General features: G+C 71.4%; 16 protein-coding genes and 1 tRNA gene. 6 read left to right on the top strand and 11 right to left on the bottom strand.

The window, feature by feature from the left end; genetic code table 11:
* Positions 1–22: 22 nt before the first annotated feature.
* Positions 23–508: a MarR family winged helix-turn-helix transcriptional regulator gene (locus ACYU7H_RS09550; RefSeq protein WP_460814242.1), complete on the top strand. Its 486-nt coding sequence runs from the start codon at positions 23–25 to the stop codon at positions 506–508.
* Positions 509–614: 106 nt separating this feature from the next.
* Here ACYU7H_RS09550 and ACYU7H_RS09555 read toward each other — a convergent pair whose 3' ends face one another.
* From ACYU7H_RS09555 to ACYU7H_RS09565, 3 genes are all read right to left on the bottom strand, one after another.
* Positions 615–2243, bottom strand: coding sequence for a peptide MFS transporter (locus ACYU7H_RS09555; protein ID WP_460814244.1), 1629 nt, complete (start codon positions 2241–2243; stop codon positions 615–617).
* A gap of 180 nt (positions 2244–2423) precedes the next feature.
* On the bottom strand, positions 2424–4007 hold the full coding sequence (locus ACYU7H_RS09560) for an AbgT family transporter (RefSeq protein ID WP_460814246.1): 1584 nt from the start codon (positions 4005–4007) through the stop codon (positions 2424–2426).
* A 72-nt stretch (positions 4008–4079) separates the two neighbouring features.
* On the bottom strand, positions 4080–4970 hold the full coding sequence (locus tag ACYU7H_RS09565) for a tryptophan 2,3-dioxygenase (RefSeq protein WP_460814248.1): 891 nt from the start codon (positions 4968–4970) through the stop codon (positions 4080–4082).
* Positions 4971–5141: 171 nt separating this feature from the next.
* On the opposite strand from ACYU7H_RS09565, the gene pdhA reads away from it, so the two are divergent.
* From pdhA to ACYU7H_RS09585, 4 genes are all read left to right on the top strand, one after another.
* Complete coding sequence (gene pdhA / locus ACYU7H_RS09570) at positions 5142–6221, top strand: pyruvate dehydrogenase (acetyl-transferring) E1 component subunit alpha (protein WP_460814250.1); 1080 nt, start codon at positions 5142–5144, stop codon at positions 6219–6221.
* A complete protein-coding gene (locus ACYU7H_RS09575) occupies positions 6214–7221 on the top strand; it encodes an alpha-ketoacid dehydrogenase subunit beta (protein WP_460814252.1) in 1008 nt (335 codons plus the stop codon). The genes pdhA and ACYU7H_RS09575 overlap by 8 nt, the downstream gene beginning before the upstream one ends.
* 16 nt (positions 7222–7237) lie before the next feature.
* Positions 7238–8629, top strand: coding sequence for a dihydrolipoamide acetyltransferase family protein (locus ACYU7H_RS09580; RefSeq protein WP_460814254.1), 1392 nt, complete (start codon positions 7238–7240; stop codon positions 8627–8629).
* A gap of 88 nt (positions 8630–8717) precedes the next feature.
* Positions 8718–9110: a VOC family protein gene (locus ACYU7H_RS09585; RefSeq protein WP_460814256.1), complete on the top strand. Its 393-nt coding sequence runs from the start codon at positions 8718–8720 to the stop codon at positions 9108–9110.
* 19 nt (positions 9111–9129) lie between these two features.
* On the opposite strand, the gene ACYU7H_RS09590 is transcribed toward ACYU7H_RS09585, so the two are convergent.
* Both ACYU7H_RS09590 and ACYU7H_RS09595 read right to left on the bottom strand, forming a co-directional pair.
* Positions 9130–10248, bottom strand: a complete 1119-nt coding sequence (locus ACYU7H_RS09590) for a GGDEF domain-containing protein (RefSeq protein WP_460814258.1) — start codon at positions 10246–10248, stop codon at positions 9130–9132.
* Positions 10249–10309: 61 nt separating this feature from the next.
* Positions 10310–11683: a tryptophan--tRNA ligase gene (locus ACYU7H_RS09595; RefSeq protein ID WP_460814259.1), complete on the bottom strand. Its 1374-nt coding sequence runs from the start codon at positions 11681–11683 to the stop codon at positions 10310–10312.
* 87 nt (positions 11684–11770) lie between these two features.
* Here ACYU7H_RS09595 and ACYU7H_RS09600 point away from each other — a divergent pair, with 87 nt between their 5' ends.
* Entirely contained in the window at positions 11771–12556 is a 786-nt protein-coding gene (locus ACYU7H_RS09600; RefSeq protein WP_460814261.1) for a hypothetical protein, read from the top strand.
* A 95-nt stretch (positions 12557–12651) separates the two neighbouring features.
* Here the strand turns inward: ACYU7H_RS09600 and ACYU7H_RS09605 are convergent, their stop codons facing one another.
* The 6 genes from ACYU7H_RS09605 to ACYU7H_RS09630 form a co-directional block, all read right to left on the bottom strand.
* Complete coding sequence (locus ACYU7H_RS09605) at positions 12652–12867, bottom strand: CsbD family protein (protein WP_460814263.1); 216 nt, start codon at positions 12865–12867, stop codon at positions 12652–12654.
* A gap of 227 nt (positions 12868–13094) precedes the next feature.
* Positions 13095–13256, bottom strand: a complete 162-nt coding sequence (locus tag ACYU7H_RS09610) for an entericidin A/B family lipoprotein (RefSeq protein ID WP_460814264.1) — start codon at positions 13254–13256, stop codon at positions 13095–13097.
* A 44-nt stretch (positions 13257–13300) separates the two neighbouring features.
* Complete coding sequence (locus tag ACYU7H_RS09615) at positions 13301–13465, bottom strand: entericidin A/B family lipoprotein (protein WP_460814265.1); 165 nt, start codon at positions 13463–13465, stop codon at positions 13301–13303.
* Between the two features lie 185 nt (positions 13466–13650).
* Entirely contained in the window at positions 13651–14574 is a 924-nt protein-coding gene (gene rocF / locus ACYU7H_RS09620) for an arginase (RefSeq protein WP_460814267.1), read from the bottom strand.
* A gap of 31 nt (positions 14575–14605) precedes the next feature.
* Positions 14606–14681: transfer RNA gene (locus tag ACYU7H_RS09625), tRNA-Thr, on the bottom strand.
* A 45-nt stretch (positions 14682–14726) separates the two neighbouring features.
* Positions 14727–15386, bottom strand: a complete 660-nt coding sequence (locus tag ACYU7H_RS09630; RefSeq protein ID WP_460814268.1) for a hypothetical protein — start codon at positions 15384–15386, stop codon at positions 14727–14729.
* Between the last annotated feature and the right edge of the window lie 15 nt (positions 15387–15401).

Below are 15401 nucleotides of genomic sequence, written 5' to 3' on the forward strand. Positions count from 1 at the left end.
CAACCATTTGCAAGGCCGACGCATGCCCGCCCGCCGCCGACCCGCGCCGCCCCGGGGCGCGACGCCCCCGGCCACGCCGGAACTGGAGCTCGAGCGCTTCCTTCCGTACCGGCTGTCGGTGCTGTCGAACCGCATCAGCGACGCCATCGCCAGCGCCTATCGCGGGCGCTTCGGCCTGGGCGTGACCGAATGGCGGGTGATGGCGGTGCTCGGACGGCATCCGGGCCTGTCCGCGGGCGAGGTGGCGCAGCGCACGGCGATGGACAAGGTCGCGGTCAGCCGCGCGGTGGCGCGCCTGCTCGCGCGGGGCCTGCTGGCGCGCGACACCCACGGCGACGATCGGCGCCGCTCGGTGCTCGCCTTGTCCGGCGAAGGACGGCGCGTGCATGACCAGGTCGTGCCCCTGGCGCTGGAATACGAACGCCGGCTGCTCGCGCCGCTGGACGCGGACGAGCGCGCCCAGCTCGAGCGCCTGCTCGGCAAGCTCGGCGCGCCCCGCGCGGGCTGAGGGAGGCAGGACGGCGCCCGGGGATTCACCCCGCGCCGCGCCCGCACCGGAAAAAAAAAAGGGGCGGCCCGTGAGCCGCCCCTTGGTTGCACCCGTCGCGAGAGCGTTACTTCCGCTCCTGCTCCGGATGCGTGCCCGCCGCGGCCGGCTCGGCGAGTTCGCCTTCGCCCGCCAGGATGTGGCTGTGGTCCAGGTCGTCCACGTCCTCGTGCATGAGGCGCTTGACCAGCGGGGCGATCAGGATCACCACCACGCCCACGCCGATCGCGATCCAGCCGATCTGGTTGTAGACCGACATCACCTGGTCGGCACCGGCCGCCTCTTCGCCGCCGTGCCCGCCGGTCGCGCTGGCGATCAGGCCACCGATGAAGTTGCCGCCGGCGCTGGCGAGGAACCAGGTTCCCATCATCAGGCTGAGCATCCGCACCGGCGCCAGCTTGGTCATGGCCGACAGGCCCACCGGCGACAGGCACAGCTCGCCCATCGTGTGCAGCAGGTAGATGAGGAAGATGAAGATCACCGGCGTCAGGTTGCCGGTGCCGGCCGCCGCCGCGCCGGCCACCAGGACCAGGAAGCCGGCGCCCAGCTGCACCAGGCCGAGGCCGAACTTGGCCGGCGTGGACGGCTCCAGGCCGCGGCGGGCCAGCGCCATCCACAGCCACGCGAAGACCGGGCCCAGCAGCACGATGTAGATCGCGTTGAGCGACTGGAACATGCCCGCCGGGACCTCCCAGCCGAAGAACGACCGGTTGACCTGCTCGTCGGTGTAGACGTTGAGCGAGGAGCCGGCCTGCTCGAACAGTGCCCAGAACAGCGGCTGCAGCGCGATCAGGAACAGCGCGGCCAGGATCCGGTCGCGGTCGATCCGGTCCATCTTGAACACGGACGAATACAGCAGGTAGGCCACCACGACCGCGCCGCTCAGGCCCAGCAGCCAGCCGACCACGTCCTGGTACTGGACGAGCCACCACACGACCACCACGCCCAGAAGGCCCGAGAGGTAGATGGCCCACTCACGCGGGATGCCCATCACCGGCTCGCGCAGCGACTGCGGGATCGGCGACTCGCCCTTGCCCAGCAGGGCCGGGCGACCGAGCACGAACACCAGCAGGCCGAACAGCATGCCGACGCCGGCCGCGCCGAAGCCCCAGGCCCAGCCGTAGGTCTGGCCGAGGTAGGCGACCAGCAGGGAGCCGAGCGCGGCGCCCAGGTTGATGCCCATGTAGAAGATGGTGAACGCCGGGTCGCGGCGCGCGTCGCCCTGCCGGTACAGCTGGCCGACGATCACCGAGATGTTCGCCTTCAGGAAGCCGACGCCCATGATGATGAAGGCGAGTGCCAGCCAGAAGATGTCGATGTACGTCGACGACTGCATCAGCGCCGCCGATTGCGCGCTGGTGTCGGGTGGCGCGGAGCCCTCGAAGGCCATCAACCCGTGGCCGATCACCAGCAGGATCGCGCCGTACTGCACCGCCTTGCGCTGGCCCAGCCACCGGTCCGCGATCCAGCCGCCGATCACCGGCGTGATGTAGACCAGCGCGGTGTACGCGCCGTAGATGACGTACGCCTTCTCCTCGGAGAACAGCCAGTGCTGGATGAGGTAGAAGATCAGGATCGCCCGCATGCCGTAGTAGGAGAAGCGCTCCCACATCTCGGCGAAGAACAGCACGAACAGGCCGCGCGGATGGCCGAGGAAGGTCTTGCCCTCGGCGGGTCGGGTCGGGATCGAACTCATGCGTCGGGTGCTCCTGGCCGGCGCCGGCCTTCATGCAATGGCGGGTGGGGCCCGGCAGCGTGCCGGGCGCAAAATGACGGCAAGGTGTAACCGCACGGCGCCGCCGCCGTCAAACCTTCCTCGCCGTTGTGCGGTGCACCATCCCACCGCCCATGACCGGCGCCACGGGTGCCTGCGACCTCAGCCGACGGACGGATACACGTAGCTCGCGCCCACGCCCAGCGGGATGCCGAGGGCCCAGAAGCCGAGCAGGAAGGCGGTCCACATCACCAGCAGGGTCACCGAGAACGGCAGCATCAGGGCCAGCAGCGTGCCGACCCCTGACGTGGTCACGTACCGCTGGCAGAACACCACGATCAGCGGGAAGTAGGGCATCAGCGGCGTGATGATGTTGGTCGACGAGTCGCCGACGCGGTACGCCGCTTGGGTCAGGTCCGGGGAGACGCCCAGCTGCATCAGCATCGGCACCATGATCGCGCCGATCAGCGCCCACTTCGCCGATGCCGAGCCGATCAACAGGTTGACGAAGCCCGACAGCAGCACGATGCCGACCACCGTCATCGCCATCGGCAGGCCCATCGCCTGCAGCGCGTTGGCGCCCTTGATCGCCAGCAGCACGCCGAGGTTCGACTGGCCGAAGGCGTAGATGAACTGCGCCGCGAAGAACGCCATGACGATGTAGTAGCCCATGCCCGACATCGCCTTGCTCATGCCGGCGATGATGTCGCGATGGCTCTTCGCGGTGCCGGCCACGTAGCCGTACACGACGCCGGGGATGAGGAAGAACACGAAGATCAGCGCCACGATCGACTGCATCAGCGGCGCGGTGAAGGCGAGCAGCGGATGCGTGCCCGGCGGCAGGTCCGCGGCCGGCGCGGCCCAGGGCGTGCCCTCGGGCAGCAGGCTGAGGACGAACAGGACGATCGCGACCGCCATCGCGGCCACCGCCGCGGCCAGGCCCTTGCGCTCCTTCGGCTGGAGGGGGGTCATCGTCGGCATCTGCGCCGTGTCGCCGTCCACCTGCGTGCCACGCAGGCGCGGTTCGATCACGCGGTCGGTCAGGAACCAGCCCACGGCGATGATCAGGAAGGACGAGGCCGTGGTGAAGAAGTAGTTGTTGATCGGGTTCACGACGACCGCGGGATCGACGAGGTGCGCCGCCTCCTGGGTCAGGCCCGACAGCAGCGGGTCCAGGCTCGACGGCACGAACAGCGTCGCGGAGAAGCCGCCGGACACGCCCGCGAACGCCGCCGCGATGCCCGCCAGCGGGTGCCGGCCGGCCGCGTAGAAGATGACCGCGCCCAGGGGGATCACCAGCACGTAGCCGGCATCGACGGCGACGTGGCTGAGGATGCCGACCGCGACCAGCACCGGCGTCAGCAGCATCCGGGGCGTGACGCCGAGGATCGCGCGCAGGGCGGCGTTGATGAAGCCGGTGTGCTCGGCGACGCCCAGGCCCAGCATCGCGACCAGGACCACGCCCAGTGGCGCGAAGTTCACGAACGTGCGGACCATCTCCGCCATGAAGGCCGTGAGGCTGGCGCCGGCCAGCAGGTTCTTCACCTGCACCGGCTCGCCACTGCGCGGATCCAGCTCGCTGAAAGTGACGTTCGCCAGCAGCGCCGACAGGCCCCAGGTGGCGAGCATGAGCAGCAGGAACAGGACGGCCGGATCCGGCAACCGGTTGCCGACGCGCTCGACGGCATCCAGGAAGCGGGTGACCGCGCCGCGGCGCGGGGTCGTCGCGGGGCTCGGATCGCTCATGCCCGGGGTCCTGGCAGCGTGGGCCAGCCGGCATCCTAGCAGCGACCTGGCGGCGCCACGCCCGGCACGCGGTCAGTCCGGCCTGAGCGGGTCGACCGTGTGCTCGAGCCGGGTCCGGACCTCGAACAGCTCCGGGAAGAAGGTCTGCTCGAGGGCCTGCTTGAGGAAGCCGACGCCCGACGAGCCTCCGGTGCCGCGCTTGAAGCCGATGATCCGCATCACCGTGCGCATGTGGCGGAAGCGCCAGTGCTGGAACAGCGACTCGAGGTCCACGAGGTCCTCGAGCAGGTGGTAGGCGGCCCAGTGCGCGTCGACGTCCTCGTAGATCCGCTTGAACACCGGCACCAGGTCCGCGTCGAAGGCGTGCGGGACGGCCCAGTCGCGGTCCAGGTGCCGCGCCGGTACGTCGTGTCCCTGCCGGGACAGGTGCCGGAGCACTTCGTCGTACAGCGACGGGGCCTCCAGCACGGAAGCCAGCGCCGCCCGGTCGCCGGGGGCGTGGTCGAACACGTCGAGCATCTCCCGGTCCTTGTTGCCGAGCAGGAACTCGATCGTGCGGTACTGCAGCGACTGGAACCCCGAGGACGGGCCGAGGATGTCGCGGAACTCGATGTACTCGGACGGGGTGAGCGTCTCCAGCACCGACCACTGCTCGATCAGCTGGCGCATCACCTGCTTGCAGCGGGCGAAGATCTTCTGGGTCGGGCCGAGGTCGTCGGCCTGCAGGTGCGCGGTCGCCGCGGACAGTTCGTGGATGAGCAGCTTCATCCACAGCTCGGCCACCTGGTGCTGCACGATGAACAGCAGTTCGTCGTGGTGCGGGGGCCGGCTCACGGGTGCCTGCGCGTCGAGCAGCCGGTCCAGCCGGAGGTAGCCGGCGTAGGTCAGGCGCCCGGCGAGGTCGCGGTGGATCCCCGCCTCCAGCGGCCGGCGGTCGTGCGTGGCGTCGTCGCGTTCTTCCATCCGCGGATTCTAGCGAGACCCGCGGGATGCCGGCTGCGCCGTCCGGGCGCCCCGGGCCGGTCGCCGGATGCGACGGGCGCTCCGGGGCGGCGGCCACGCTGGTGGTCGCATCGCCGCATGGATCGATTCGCTATGATCAGGGCCTTTCCGACTGCCCCGGGGCGCGCCCGCATGACCGTCGCCGCCAAGTTCGAGATCGAGCACCTCCAGTACCTCAAGCCGGACGGCAAGCTGTCCGGCAAGCTGCCGGAGGCGGTGCCCGATCCCGAGGCGCTGGTGCCACTGTTCGAGCAGATGCTGTTCGTCCGCACCTTCGACGACAAGGCGATCCGACTGCAGCGCACCGGCAAGCTCGGCACCTATGCCGCGTGCCTGGGCCACGAGGCCACCCACGTCGGCATCGGCGCGTCGATGCGGCCGGAAGACGTGTTCGCGCCGAGCTACCGCGAGTACGGCGCGCAGTTCATGCGCGGGGTCAAGCCGCGCGAGGTCCTGCTGTACTGGGGCGGCGACGAGCGCGGCAACGATTTCTCCGGCCCGAAGCACGACTACCCGTGGTGCGTGCCGATCGCCACGCAGTGCCTGCATGCCGCCGGCGCGGCGCTGGCGTTCAAGCTGCGGGGCGAGGACCGCGTGGCCGTGACCTGCTGCGGCGACGGCGGCAGTTCCAAGACCGACACCTACGCGGCGATCAACTCGGCCGGTGCGTACGGCCTGCCGTTCATCCAGTGCATCATCAACAACGGCTGGGCGATCTCGGTGCCGCGGCGCGCCCAGACCGGCGCGAAGACGCTGGCGCAGAAGGGCCTGGCCGGCGGCCTGGACTGCCTTCAGGTCGACGGCAACGACCTGCTGGCCGTGCTCGAGGCGATGCGCCGCGCCATGGTCCGCGCGCGCAATGGCGAGGGCGGCAGCGTCATCGAGTTCCTGACCTACCGCCTGCACGACCACACCACCGCCGACGACGCGCGCCGCTACCGCGGCGAGGACGAGGTCAAGGCGGCCTGGGAGCGCGAGCCGATCGCCCGACTGCGCACGTTCCTGCAGTCGAAGAAGCTCTGGGACAAGAAGCGCGAGGACACGTGGATCGCCGAGTGCGGCGCGAAGGTCGACGAGGAGATCAACGCCTACCTCGAGACCAAGGTGCAGCCGGTGACCGCGATGTTCGACCACCTCTACGCCGATCCGCCCCCGGACCTGCTGGCGCAACGCGACGCCGTGGTGGCGCTGGAGGGCAGGCGCCATGGCTGACGCGAAGACCGCCGCCCCGGCCGACGCCATCACCCTGATCGAGGCGATCACGAAGGCGTTGGCCTGGGAGATGCGCAACGACGATTCGGTGCTGGTGCTGGGCGAGGACGTGGGCGTCAATGGCGGCGTGTTCCGCGCCACCGCGGGCCTGCAGGCCGAGTTCGGCGACGCGCGCGTGCTCGACACGCCGCTGGACGAGACCACGATTGCCGGTCTCACGGTCGGCCTGGCCTCGCAGGGCATGAAGCCCGTCGCGGAGGTGCAGTTCGACGGCTTCGTCTACCCGATGGTCGACCACATCATCTGCCACGCCGCGCGCTTCCGGTACCGCACGCGCGGCCGCCTCACCTGCCCGATGGTGCTGCGCGTGCCGTGGGGCGGCGGCATCCGCGCGCCGGAGCACCACAGCGAGGCCAACGAGGCGATCTTCACCAACGTCCCGGGCCTGCGGGTGGTCATGCCCTCCTCGCCCGCGCGCGCCTACGGCCTGCTGCTGGCCGCGATCCGCGAGCCGGACCCGGTCATCTTCATGGAGCCCAAGCGCATCTACCGGCAGTACAAGGAAGTGGTGCCGGACGACGGCGAGGCGCTGCCGCTGGACGTGTGCTACGTGCTGCGCGACGGCACCGACGTGACCCTGGTGACCTGGGGCGCGCAGGTGAAGGAGTCGCTGGAGGCCGCCGAGGCGCTGGCGAAGGACGGCATCAGCGCCGAGGTCATCGACGTCGCCACGCTGCGGCCGCTCGACTTCGACACGATCGCCGAATCGGTCTCGCGGACGGGCCGCTGCGTCATCGTGCACGAAGCGCCGAAGACCGCCGGCTTCGGCGCGGAGATCGCCGCGCGCCTGGCCGAGGAATCCATGTACGACCTGCTGGCCCCGGTCGAGCGCGTGACCGGCTACGACACCCACATCCCGCTGTTCCGCCTCGAGATGAAGTACCTGCCCTCGGTCGAGCGCATCGTCGCCGCGGCCAAGCGCACCCTCGACGCCAGCTGACGAACCAGGACCGGACATGGCCGACAAGAAGACCTTCAAGCTTCCCGACCTCGGCGAGGGCCTGCCCGACGCCACCATCGTCGAGTGGTTCGTCAAGGTGGGCGACACCATCCGCCTGGACGAGAACCTCGTGTCGATGGAAACCGCGAAGGCGGTGGTCGAGGTGCCCTCGCCCGTCTCGGGCAAGGTGCTGAAGCTGGCCGGCGGCGCCGGCGACGTGGTGGTGACCGGCAGCATGCTGGCGGAGTTCGAGATCGACCCGTCGCTGCCGCAGCGCGCAGAAGGGCAGGACACCGGCCACCACCATGGCGGCAACGACGCCGACCACGGCGTCGGCACGCAGGACCCCGCGCCGGACGACCGCGTGGTCGCCTCCGACGAGGGCGGCGCGATCGAGGCCGACGGCAGGCAGGCGGCGAAGGGCGACGCGGGCGGCCGCGACGATGCCGGCACCGTGGTCGGCGCGATGCAGAGTTCCGACGCGGTCCGCGCCGACGCGGTGTCGTCCGCGGGTGGCGTCAAGGCGATGCCCGCCGTGCGCGCGCTGGCGCGCAAGCTGAAGGTCGACCTCGCCCGGGTGCGCGCCACCGGCGCGGACGGCGTGGTGACCATGGCCGACGTCAAGCGTGCGGCCGAGGAGGGCCCGTCCGCGGCCCCCGCCCCCGCCGCGCGGGGCGACACGTCGCGCACCGCTCCGCAGCCCGCGTCGCGCAGCACGGTGTCCCAGTCCGGCCGCCCGATGCGCACGCAGCCGCCGTCCGTGCAGGCCACCGGCCAGCCCGAGCAGCTCAAGGGCGTGCGCCGCAACATGGCGCGGGTCATGGCCGACGCGCACGCGAAGGTCGTGCCGACCACGCTGTGCGACGACGCCGACCTGCACGCCTGGCTCGGCAAGCAGGACATCACCGCGCGCCTGGTGCGCGCGATCGTGGTCGCCTGCAAGACCGTCCCGGCGCTCAACGCCTGGTTCGATGGCGAGAAGCTGACCCGCACCCTGCACCCGCACGTGGACCTGGGCATCGCGGTGGACACCGACGACGGCCTGTTCGTGCCGGCACTGCGCAATGCCGACATGCTCGACGCGCGCGGCCTGCGCGAGGGCATCAACCGCCTGCGCGCGCAGGTCGAGGACCGCAGCATCCCGCCGTCGGAGCTGAGCGGCTACACGGTCTCGCTGTCCAACTTCGGCATGTTCGCCGGCCGCTACGCGACGCCGGTCGTGGTGCCGCCGTGCGTGGCGATCGTCGGCGCCGGCAAGCTGTCGCACGACGTGGTGGCGGTGATCGGCGGCATCGAGGTGCACCGGCGGATGCCGATCTCGGTGACGTTCGACCATCGCGCCTGCACGGGTGGCGAGGCGGCGCGCTTCCTCAAGGCGCTGCTGGACGACCTGGCGCTGCCGCAGTAGCGGCACGCGTCGCAGGCAGCTTGGGGCCGTTCCCGGCCCCCGTGGAAGCAGGTCCCTCGCTTTGCTCGGGACGACAGGGATCACGGAAATGGCGCATCGCAGCAGGCTGGCCGGATTCATCATCGATTGCGAGGGCGACGGCCTCGACGACGCCGCCGACTTCTGGGCCGCGGCGCTGGGCATGACGGTCGCCGATCGCGACGCGGGGAGCACACCCGGGACCTACGAGCAGTTCGGCGACACGCCCGCCGGCCTGCACGTCGAAGTGCAGAAGGTGTCGCACCCGCCGCGCGTGCACCTGGATATCGAGACGGACGACGTCGAGGCGGAAGTCGCCCGCCTCGTCGCGCTGGGCGCCAGCGAAGTCTCGCGCCCCCACGAGGGCCGCTGGGTCGTCATGGACGCGCCGACCGGCCACAGGTTCTGCGTCGTGCGCATGCACGAGGGCGGGAACGCGGCACGCGCGAACCGCTGGGACTGAGCCCGGCGCACGCCGGGATTCAGCCCGGATCCGGTTCCGGCACGCGGGGCGTGTCGTCCGCGACGATCCGGTTCCGCCCCGCCGCCTTCGCCCGATAGAGCGCCTGGTCGGCGCGCGCGAACACCGCCTCGGGGTCGTCGGCGCCCGGATCGCCCGGCGCCAGGCCGATGCTGACGCTCAGCGGGAAGGGCAGCGCCACCTGCTCCACCGCGCGGCGGATCCGTTCGGCCACCTCCATCGCCGCGTCCAGGCGCGTCCCCGGGAGGATCAGCAGGAACTCCTCGCCGCCGAACCGCACCGCCACGTCCTCCTTCCGCACCACCGCCTCGATGGCGTGCGCCACGGCGCGCAGCGCCCGGTCGCCCAGCAGGTGGCCGTGCCGGTCGTTGACCTGCTTGAAGTGGTCGATGTCGAGCACCGCCAGCACGTAGGCGCCCGCATCCAGCCGCCTGCGCGCCTGGCCGTCGTGGCGCAACTGCTCGAACGCGGTCCGGTTGAGCAGCCCCGTGAGCGCGTCATGGGTCGCGGCGTGCGCCAGGCGGTCGTGTCGCTGCTGCAGGTCCTGCTCGCGGTCGTGCATGGTCTTGGCGAGCGCGTCGCGTTCCACGGCCAGGCGCGCCTGTTCGAGCAGCGCCACGCGCAGCTGGAGGAGGTGCGCGGCCTGGCGCGCGAGCGCGGCGAGGCCGTCCACCTGGCCGGGTGACAGGCGACGCGGGCGGACGTCCATCACCGCGACGGTGCCGAGCGCGAAGCCGTCGTCGTCGCGCAAGGGCGCGCCGGCATAGAAGCGGAGCCGTTCGCCCCCGCTGCGCAGGTCGAGCCGGGCGAACCGGGGGTCGCGCGACAGGTCGCCGACGACCAGCACGCGCGACGGATCCCGGATGGTCGCGTCGCAGATCGCTTCGCTGCGGGGCGTCTGGCGTCCGCCAAGTCCGACGCTCGCCTTGAACCACTGCCGGTCGCCGTCGAGGAACGACACCATCGCGACCGGCGCCCCGCAGAGCAGGGCCGCCAGGCGTGCGATGTCGTCGAACGCCGGCTCGCCGGGCGTGTCCACGATGCCATGCCGGTCGAGCGCCGCCTGGCGCAGGCGTTCGTCCGCGGCGTGCGTGCCGGTGTTGTCTGTCGATGCGCTCACGGTGCTGTCCACGGCATCCGGGCATGGGCGCGACGGGCGTGCACGCCCGATCGCGCGCGCCTCAGCCGGCCTGTTCCTCCCGCGCCCGGGCGGCGTGCGCCTCGGCGTCGCGCATGTCGGACAGGGCCGCGTCCACGTCCGCCGGGGACACGCCCTCGCCGAGCAGTTCGTCCGTGGCGGGCGTGGCGAAACCGTCCGCGCGCAATGCCGCGATCCGGCGGCCGGCGTCGCGCGGCGAATCGTAGCCCCCGCCCTGCAGCAGCACCCGGTCGCCGTCGGCGAGCTTGAAGTGGAACCGGCCGTCCGCCCCACGGTACTGCTTGAACACCGCGGTGGCCGGGCGTGTCGCCGACGGGCCCGTGTCACGCGTGGACGCGCCGTCCCGCGACAACGGGCGCAGGCCGACCGCGGCCCGCAGCGAGCGCATCAGCGGCGTCGCATGGCGTGACCGCACGCGTTCGGCACCCTGGCGCAGGATGCGCTCGATCGCGGCCGGGTCGGCGACCAGCGCGTCGTAGCGTTCGCGTAGGGGGGCCACCTCGCGGTCGATCCGCTCGAAGAGCGCGGCCTTGGCGTCGCCCCAGGCGATGCCTTCGTCGAAGGCCACGCGCATGGCCGCCGTCTCTTCCGCCGAAGCGAACGCCTGGTAGAGCTGGAACACGTTCGACGCCGCCGCATCCTTCGGTTCGCCGGGCGCGCGCGAGTCGGTGACGATCGAATAGACCAGCTTCCTGAGCGTGGCGGCGGGCGCGAACAGCGGGATGACGTTGTCGTAGCTCTTCGACATCTTCCGCCCGTCCAGCCCCGGCAGCGTGGCGACCTGCGCGTCGACCACGGCCTCGGGCAGCACGAACGGCCCGTCGCCACCGCCGTAGAGGTGGTTGAACCGCTGGGCGAAATCGCGCGCCATCTCGATGTGCTGGACCTGGTCGCGACCGACCGGCACGCGGTCCGCGTTGAACAGCAGGATGTCCGCGGCCATCAGCACGGGATACATGTAGAGCCCCGCCGTCACGCCGGCATCCTCGTCCTCGCCGGCCTCGCGGTTCCGGTCCGTCGCCGCCTTGTAGGCGTGGGCGCGGTTGAGCAGCCCCTTGCCCGCGACGCACGACAGTAGCCAGGTCAGCTCGGGGATCTCCGGCACGTCCGACTGCCGGTAGAACCACACGGCATCGGGATCCAGGCCGCAGGCGAGCCAGGCCGCGGCGATCTCGAGCGTCGATCGCTGCACGCGCGCCGGCTCGGCGACCTTGATCAGCGCGTGGTAGTCGGCCAGGAAGAAGAAGCTTTCCGTGCGGGGCGCGCGGCTGGCGGCGATCGCCGGGCGGATCGCGCCCACGTAATTGCCCAGGTGCGGGGTGCCGGAGGTGGTGATGCCGGTCAGGACGCGGACGGGCCCGGCCGCGCCCGCGCCGCTCGAATCGGGGGTTTCCATGGCGCGCAGTTTACCGGCTGGCCGCCGCTCGACCCCGTTTCCCGGCACCGGGCGTTTCCCGGCGCCCGCCAACAACGGAGACCGCGCATGTTCCGCACCCCGCTCATCGGCCTGCTGGCCGCCCTCGGACTGTCCGCCACCCCCGCCCTCGCCCGGCCGCTGGTCGAACTCGACTTCGTCGACCGGGAACACGGGGGAATGCTCGAGACCCATCGCCATCACGGCGAACACTGGATCGCCGGCACGCCCGGCCATCGCTATGCGGTGCGCCTGACCAACACGACCGGCGAGCGGATCCTCGTCGTGCTGTCGGTGGATGGCATCAACGCGGTCTCCGGGGAAACCGCGTCGACGGACCAGGCGGGTTACGTCCTGCATCCGTGGCAGAGCACGGAGATCACCGGCTGGCGCAAGTCGCTCGAGGACGTGGCCGCCTTCGTCTTCACCGACCTGCCGGATTCATACGCCGCGCGGACCGGTCGACCGGACCATGTCGGCGTGATCGGCGTTGCCGCGTTCCGGGAAGCCCCTCCGCTTCCGCAGCCGGCCGCGCCGCCACCGGCCGTGGCACGAGGCGCGGAGCGACCGGCGGCCGCGCAGTCGGCGCGCGAGTCGGCACAGGCCGACGCGATGGCCGAGTCCGCTTCGCCGGTCCCGCAGCGCCTCGGCACCGGGCACGGCGCCCGCGAATGGGCGCCCGTTTCGCGCACCGGATTCGTCCGGGCGAGCCGGCACCCGGCCCAGGTGCTGCAGGTGCGCTACGACGCGCCCGAGCGGCTGGTGGCGCGGGGCATCCTGCCGTGGCGCGCGGTCCGCGGCCATGCAGGCCCGACCGCGTTTCCCCGTGGTTTCGTCCCGGACCCGGACTTCTGAGCCCGCTCGCCCGGGCACGCAAAGGAAAGGGCCGGCGACGCCGGCCCTTTCCTGCGGGTTCCAATTCACGTTGCGGTGCAAGGAACCCGGTCGCTTCAGTGCCTGTACTCCGACGGCAAGGTGCGTTCGAAGTCCCGGACCTCGTTCTCGGCGCGTTCGCGGTCCCAGCCGTAACGCTCCTGCAGCTTGCCCGCGAGGTACTTGGAATCGCCGCGGGCGACGTCGAAATCGTCGTCGGTCAGATCGCCCCATTTGGCCTGCATCTGGCCCTTCAACTGGTTCCACTTGCCACCGATGATGTCCTGGTTCATGGATGCCTCCTCGTGCACGAGGGGGTACGCGGACGGCGCGTCCGCCCCCGGAGCATCGCGCCGGGCCCATTCGCCCGCGATCAACGATTCGTTGCGTGCACGGCGCGCGGGCGCGTGACGTCGATGAATGCGGCACCGGCGTCACGCAAAAGAAAAGGGCCGGAGAACCGGCCCTTCGGATGCATCCATGCCGGCGCGCTCCCTGCGCCGCGTTCCATCGCCCCTGGTCAGCAGGGCGGATCCTTGCAGTCCTCGGCCTTGTCCTCGATCTTCTCGCCGGCCGCCTCGACGTCCTCGCCGAGGCCGGCCATCGTGTTGCAGGCACCGAGCGTGCCCGCCGAGAACAGCGCCAGCAGCAGCATGGCGAACATACGTTTCGTGTTGCTCATCGGGTGTCTCCTCTGAAGTTTGCGTGCCGTCGCGGCGCGTCCGCTCAGCAGTCGTCGGACTCGTCGCAGTCGATGTGGCCCTCGGCCTCGTCCTCGATCGTGTCGCCGGCCGACTGGAGGTCTTCGCCCACGCCGGCAACCGTGTTGCACGCGCCCAGCGAGGCGATGGAGAAGAGTGCGAGCAGCAGCATGGGTACCAGGCGCTTCATGGGTGCCTCCGGGGCGTCATGGCCATGGGGTCCGGCGGGCGGACACCGGGACGGGGATCGTCCGGCGGGGGCCATCAAACCGCACCGGGCCGTGAAGCGCGCGTCGACGCAACGCCACCGCGCGGGGTGGCGTTCACGCACGAAGGGATCGGAAGCGAGCCCCGCGGTGGGGCGCGTGCGCGGCGTCAGTCGCGCATCAGGGTCGACTTGCCGAACAGGCTCTCCACCAGGTCGATCGCCAGGTGCGCCGTGCGGTTGCGCTTGTCGAGCAGCGGGTTGAGCTCGACGATGTCCAGCGAGGCCATGCGCCCGGTGTCGGCGATCATCTCCATCACCAGCTGCGCCTCGCGGTAGTTCGGGCCGCCGGGCACGCGCGTGCCCGTGCCGGGCGCGAGGTCCGGGTCGAGGAAGTCGATGTCGAAGCTGACGTGCAGGTGGGTGCCTTCGTCGACACCCTCGAGGGCCTGTTCCATCGTGCGCTTCATGCCGACCTCGTCGATGTGGCGCATGTCGTACACGTCGAGGCCGTGCTCCTTGACCAGCGTCTTCTCGCCGGCGTCCACCGATCGGATGCCGACCTGGCGGACCATGTCCGCGGTGATCGCCGGTGCGCTCCCGCCGAGGTGCGTCAGTTCCCGCGGACCGATCCCGCACAGGCAGGTGACGGGCATGCCGTGGATGTTGCCGGACGGCGTGACGTCGAAGGTGTTGAAGTCCGCATGGGCGTCGAGCCAGACGATGCGCAGGCGCTTGCCCTGCGCCTTCGCGTGCTTCGCGGCGGCGGTGATCGAGCCGATCGCCAGGCAGTGGTCGCCACCCAGCATCACCGGCATCCGGCCTTCGGCGAACTCGGCGGCGCACGCCTCCATCAGCGCGCGGTTCCACGCGACGACTTCGGCCAGGTGGCGGTAGCCCTCGACCGGATCCTGCCACGGGTTGCGCGGGCCATCGAGGTTGCCGCGGTCGACCACGTCCACGCCACGCGCCGAAAGAGCCTCCGCGAGGCCGGCGATGCGCAGTGCATCCGGCCCCATCAACGCACCGCGATGCGCGGCGCCGACGTCGGTCGGCGCACCGATCAGGGACACGGGCGGGAAACGGCGGGACATGGCGACTCCTTGGAACGGGTGGGGCGCACGATGGTGCCGGCTGTCAGAGTCGAACTGACGACCTACCGCTTACAAGGCGGTTGCTCTACCAGCTGAGCTAAGCCGGCCAGCGTGCAGCCACCGATTCTAGCGTCCGCCCGCGTGGGCCACCGTTACGGTGCGCTCCGCCCGCCACCGGTCGGACCGCACGGGACCTCGACCGCGCGCAGTGCCGATGCGCGGGCACGCAGCGCGGACGCATCGACATCCACGGCCTGCGCGGCGTCGAAGGCGACCAGCAGCCAGCGCGTCTCGCCGCCGTCGGCGTGCAGCTGCGCGGGGAAACCGCTGGCCTGGATCCGGTCGCGATGCGCCCGCGCGGCCACCTCGCCCGAGAACAGTCCGAGCGCGATGCTCCCCGCCTCCTCGCCCGTTTGCACCGGTTGCACGTCGTCGAATCCGGCGGACGCGAGCCGTGCGATCCGGTCCTCGGGGGCCGCCCCGGCGTCCGGCGGAAGCATCACCCGCCAGCGCGTGGGCGCCTCGCCGCGCTCGACGGTCTCGCGGACCGCCGATGCCACCTCGGCCAGTCGTGCTCGCGACGCGGCGATGTCCATGTCCGCGGTGTACGGACCCACGCGCAGGCAGAGGACCGGTTCGGGCGGGGGCGGCGGGCGCGCATCCGCCGGGACCTCCGACGCCAGGCGCAAGCGCGCGACGCCGTCCGGTTGGACCGGTCCGGCACCGGGCGACGGCACCGGGCGGGCGATCCACCAGGCGGCGACCCCGAGGTTGAGGATGACCAGCAGCACCAGCAGCGCGCGCGAAAGCATCGCCCGATTGTATTC

Source organism: Luteimonas pelagia (assembly GCF_054776035.1).

Coding starts and splice junctions, on each gene's coding strand:
- ACYU7H_RS09550 (WP_460814242.1), top strand. CDS start 23: ATGCCCGCCCGCCGCCGACCCGCGCCGCCCCGGGGCGCGACGCCCCCG.
- ACYU7H_RS09555 (WP_460814244.1), bottom strand. CDS start 2,243: ATGAGTTCGATCCCGACCCGACCCGCCGAGGGCAAGACCTTCCTCGGC.
- ACYU7H_RS09560 (WP_460814246.1), bottom strand. CDS start 4,007: ATGAGCGATCCGAGCCCCGCGACGACCCCGCGCCGCGGCGCGGTCACC.
- ACYU7H_RS09565 (WP_460814248.1), bottom strand. CDS start 4,970: ATGGAAGAACGCGACGACGCCACGCACGACCGCCGGCCGCTGGAGGCG.
- pdhA (WP_460814250.1), top strand. CDS start 5,142: ATGACCGTCGCCGCCAAGTTCGAGATCGAGCACCTCCAGTACCTCAAG.
- ACYU7H_RS09575 (WP_460814252.1), top strand. CDS start 6,214: ATGGCTGACGCGAAGACCGCCGCCCCGGCCGACGCCATCACCCTGATC.
- ACYU7H_RS09580 (WP_460814254.1), top strand. CDS start 7,238: ATGGCCGACAAGAAGACCTTCAAGCTTCCCGACCTCGGCGAGGGCCTG.
- ACYU7H_RS09585 (WP_460814256.1), top strand. CDS start 8,718: ATGGCGCATCGCAGCAGGCTGGCCGGATTCATCATCGATTGCGAGGGC.
- ACYU7H_RS09595 (WP_460814259.1), bottom strand. CDS start 11,683: ATGGAAACCCCCGATTCGAGCGGCGCGGGCGCGGCCGGGCCCGTCCGC.
- ACYU7H_RS09600 (WP_460814261.1), top strand. CDS start 11,771: ATGTTCCGCACCCCGCTCATCGGCCTGCTGGCCGCCCTCGGACTGTCC.
- ACYU7H_RS09605 (WP_460814263.1), bottom strand. CDS start 12,867: ATGAACCAGGACATCATCGGTGGCAAGTGGAACCAGTTGAAGGGCCAG.
- ACYU7H_RS09610 (WP_460814264.1), bottom strand. CDS start 13,256: ATGAGCAACACGAAACGTATGTTCGCCATGCTGCTGCTGGCGCTGTTC.
- ACYU7H_RS09615 (WP_460814265.1), bottom strand. CDS start 13,465: ATGAAGCGCCTGGTACCCATGCTGCTGCTCGCACTCTTCTCCATCGCC.
- rocF (WP_460814267.1), bottom strand. CDS start 14,574: ATGTCCCGCCGTTTCCCGCCCGTGTCCCTGATCGGTGCGCCGACCGAC.
- ACYU7H_RS09630 (WP_460814268.1), bottom strand. CDS start 15,386: ATGCTTTCGCGCGCGCTGCTGGTGCTGCTGGTCATCCTCAACCTCGGG.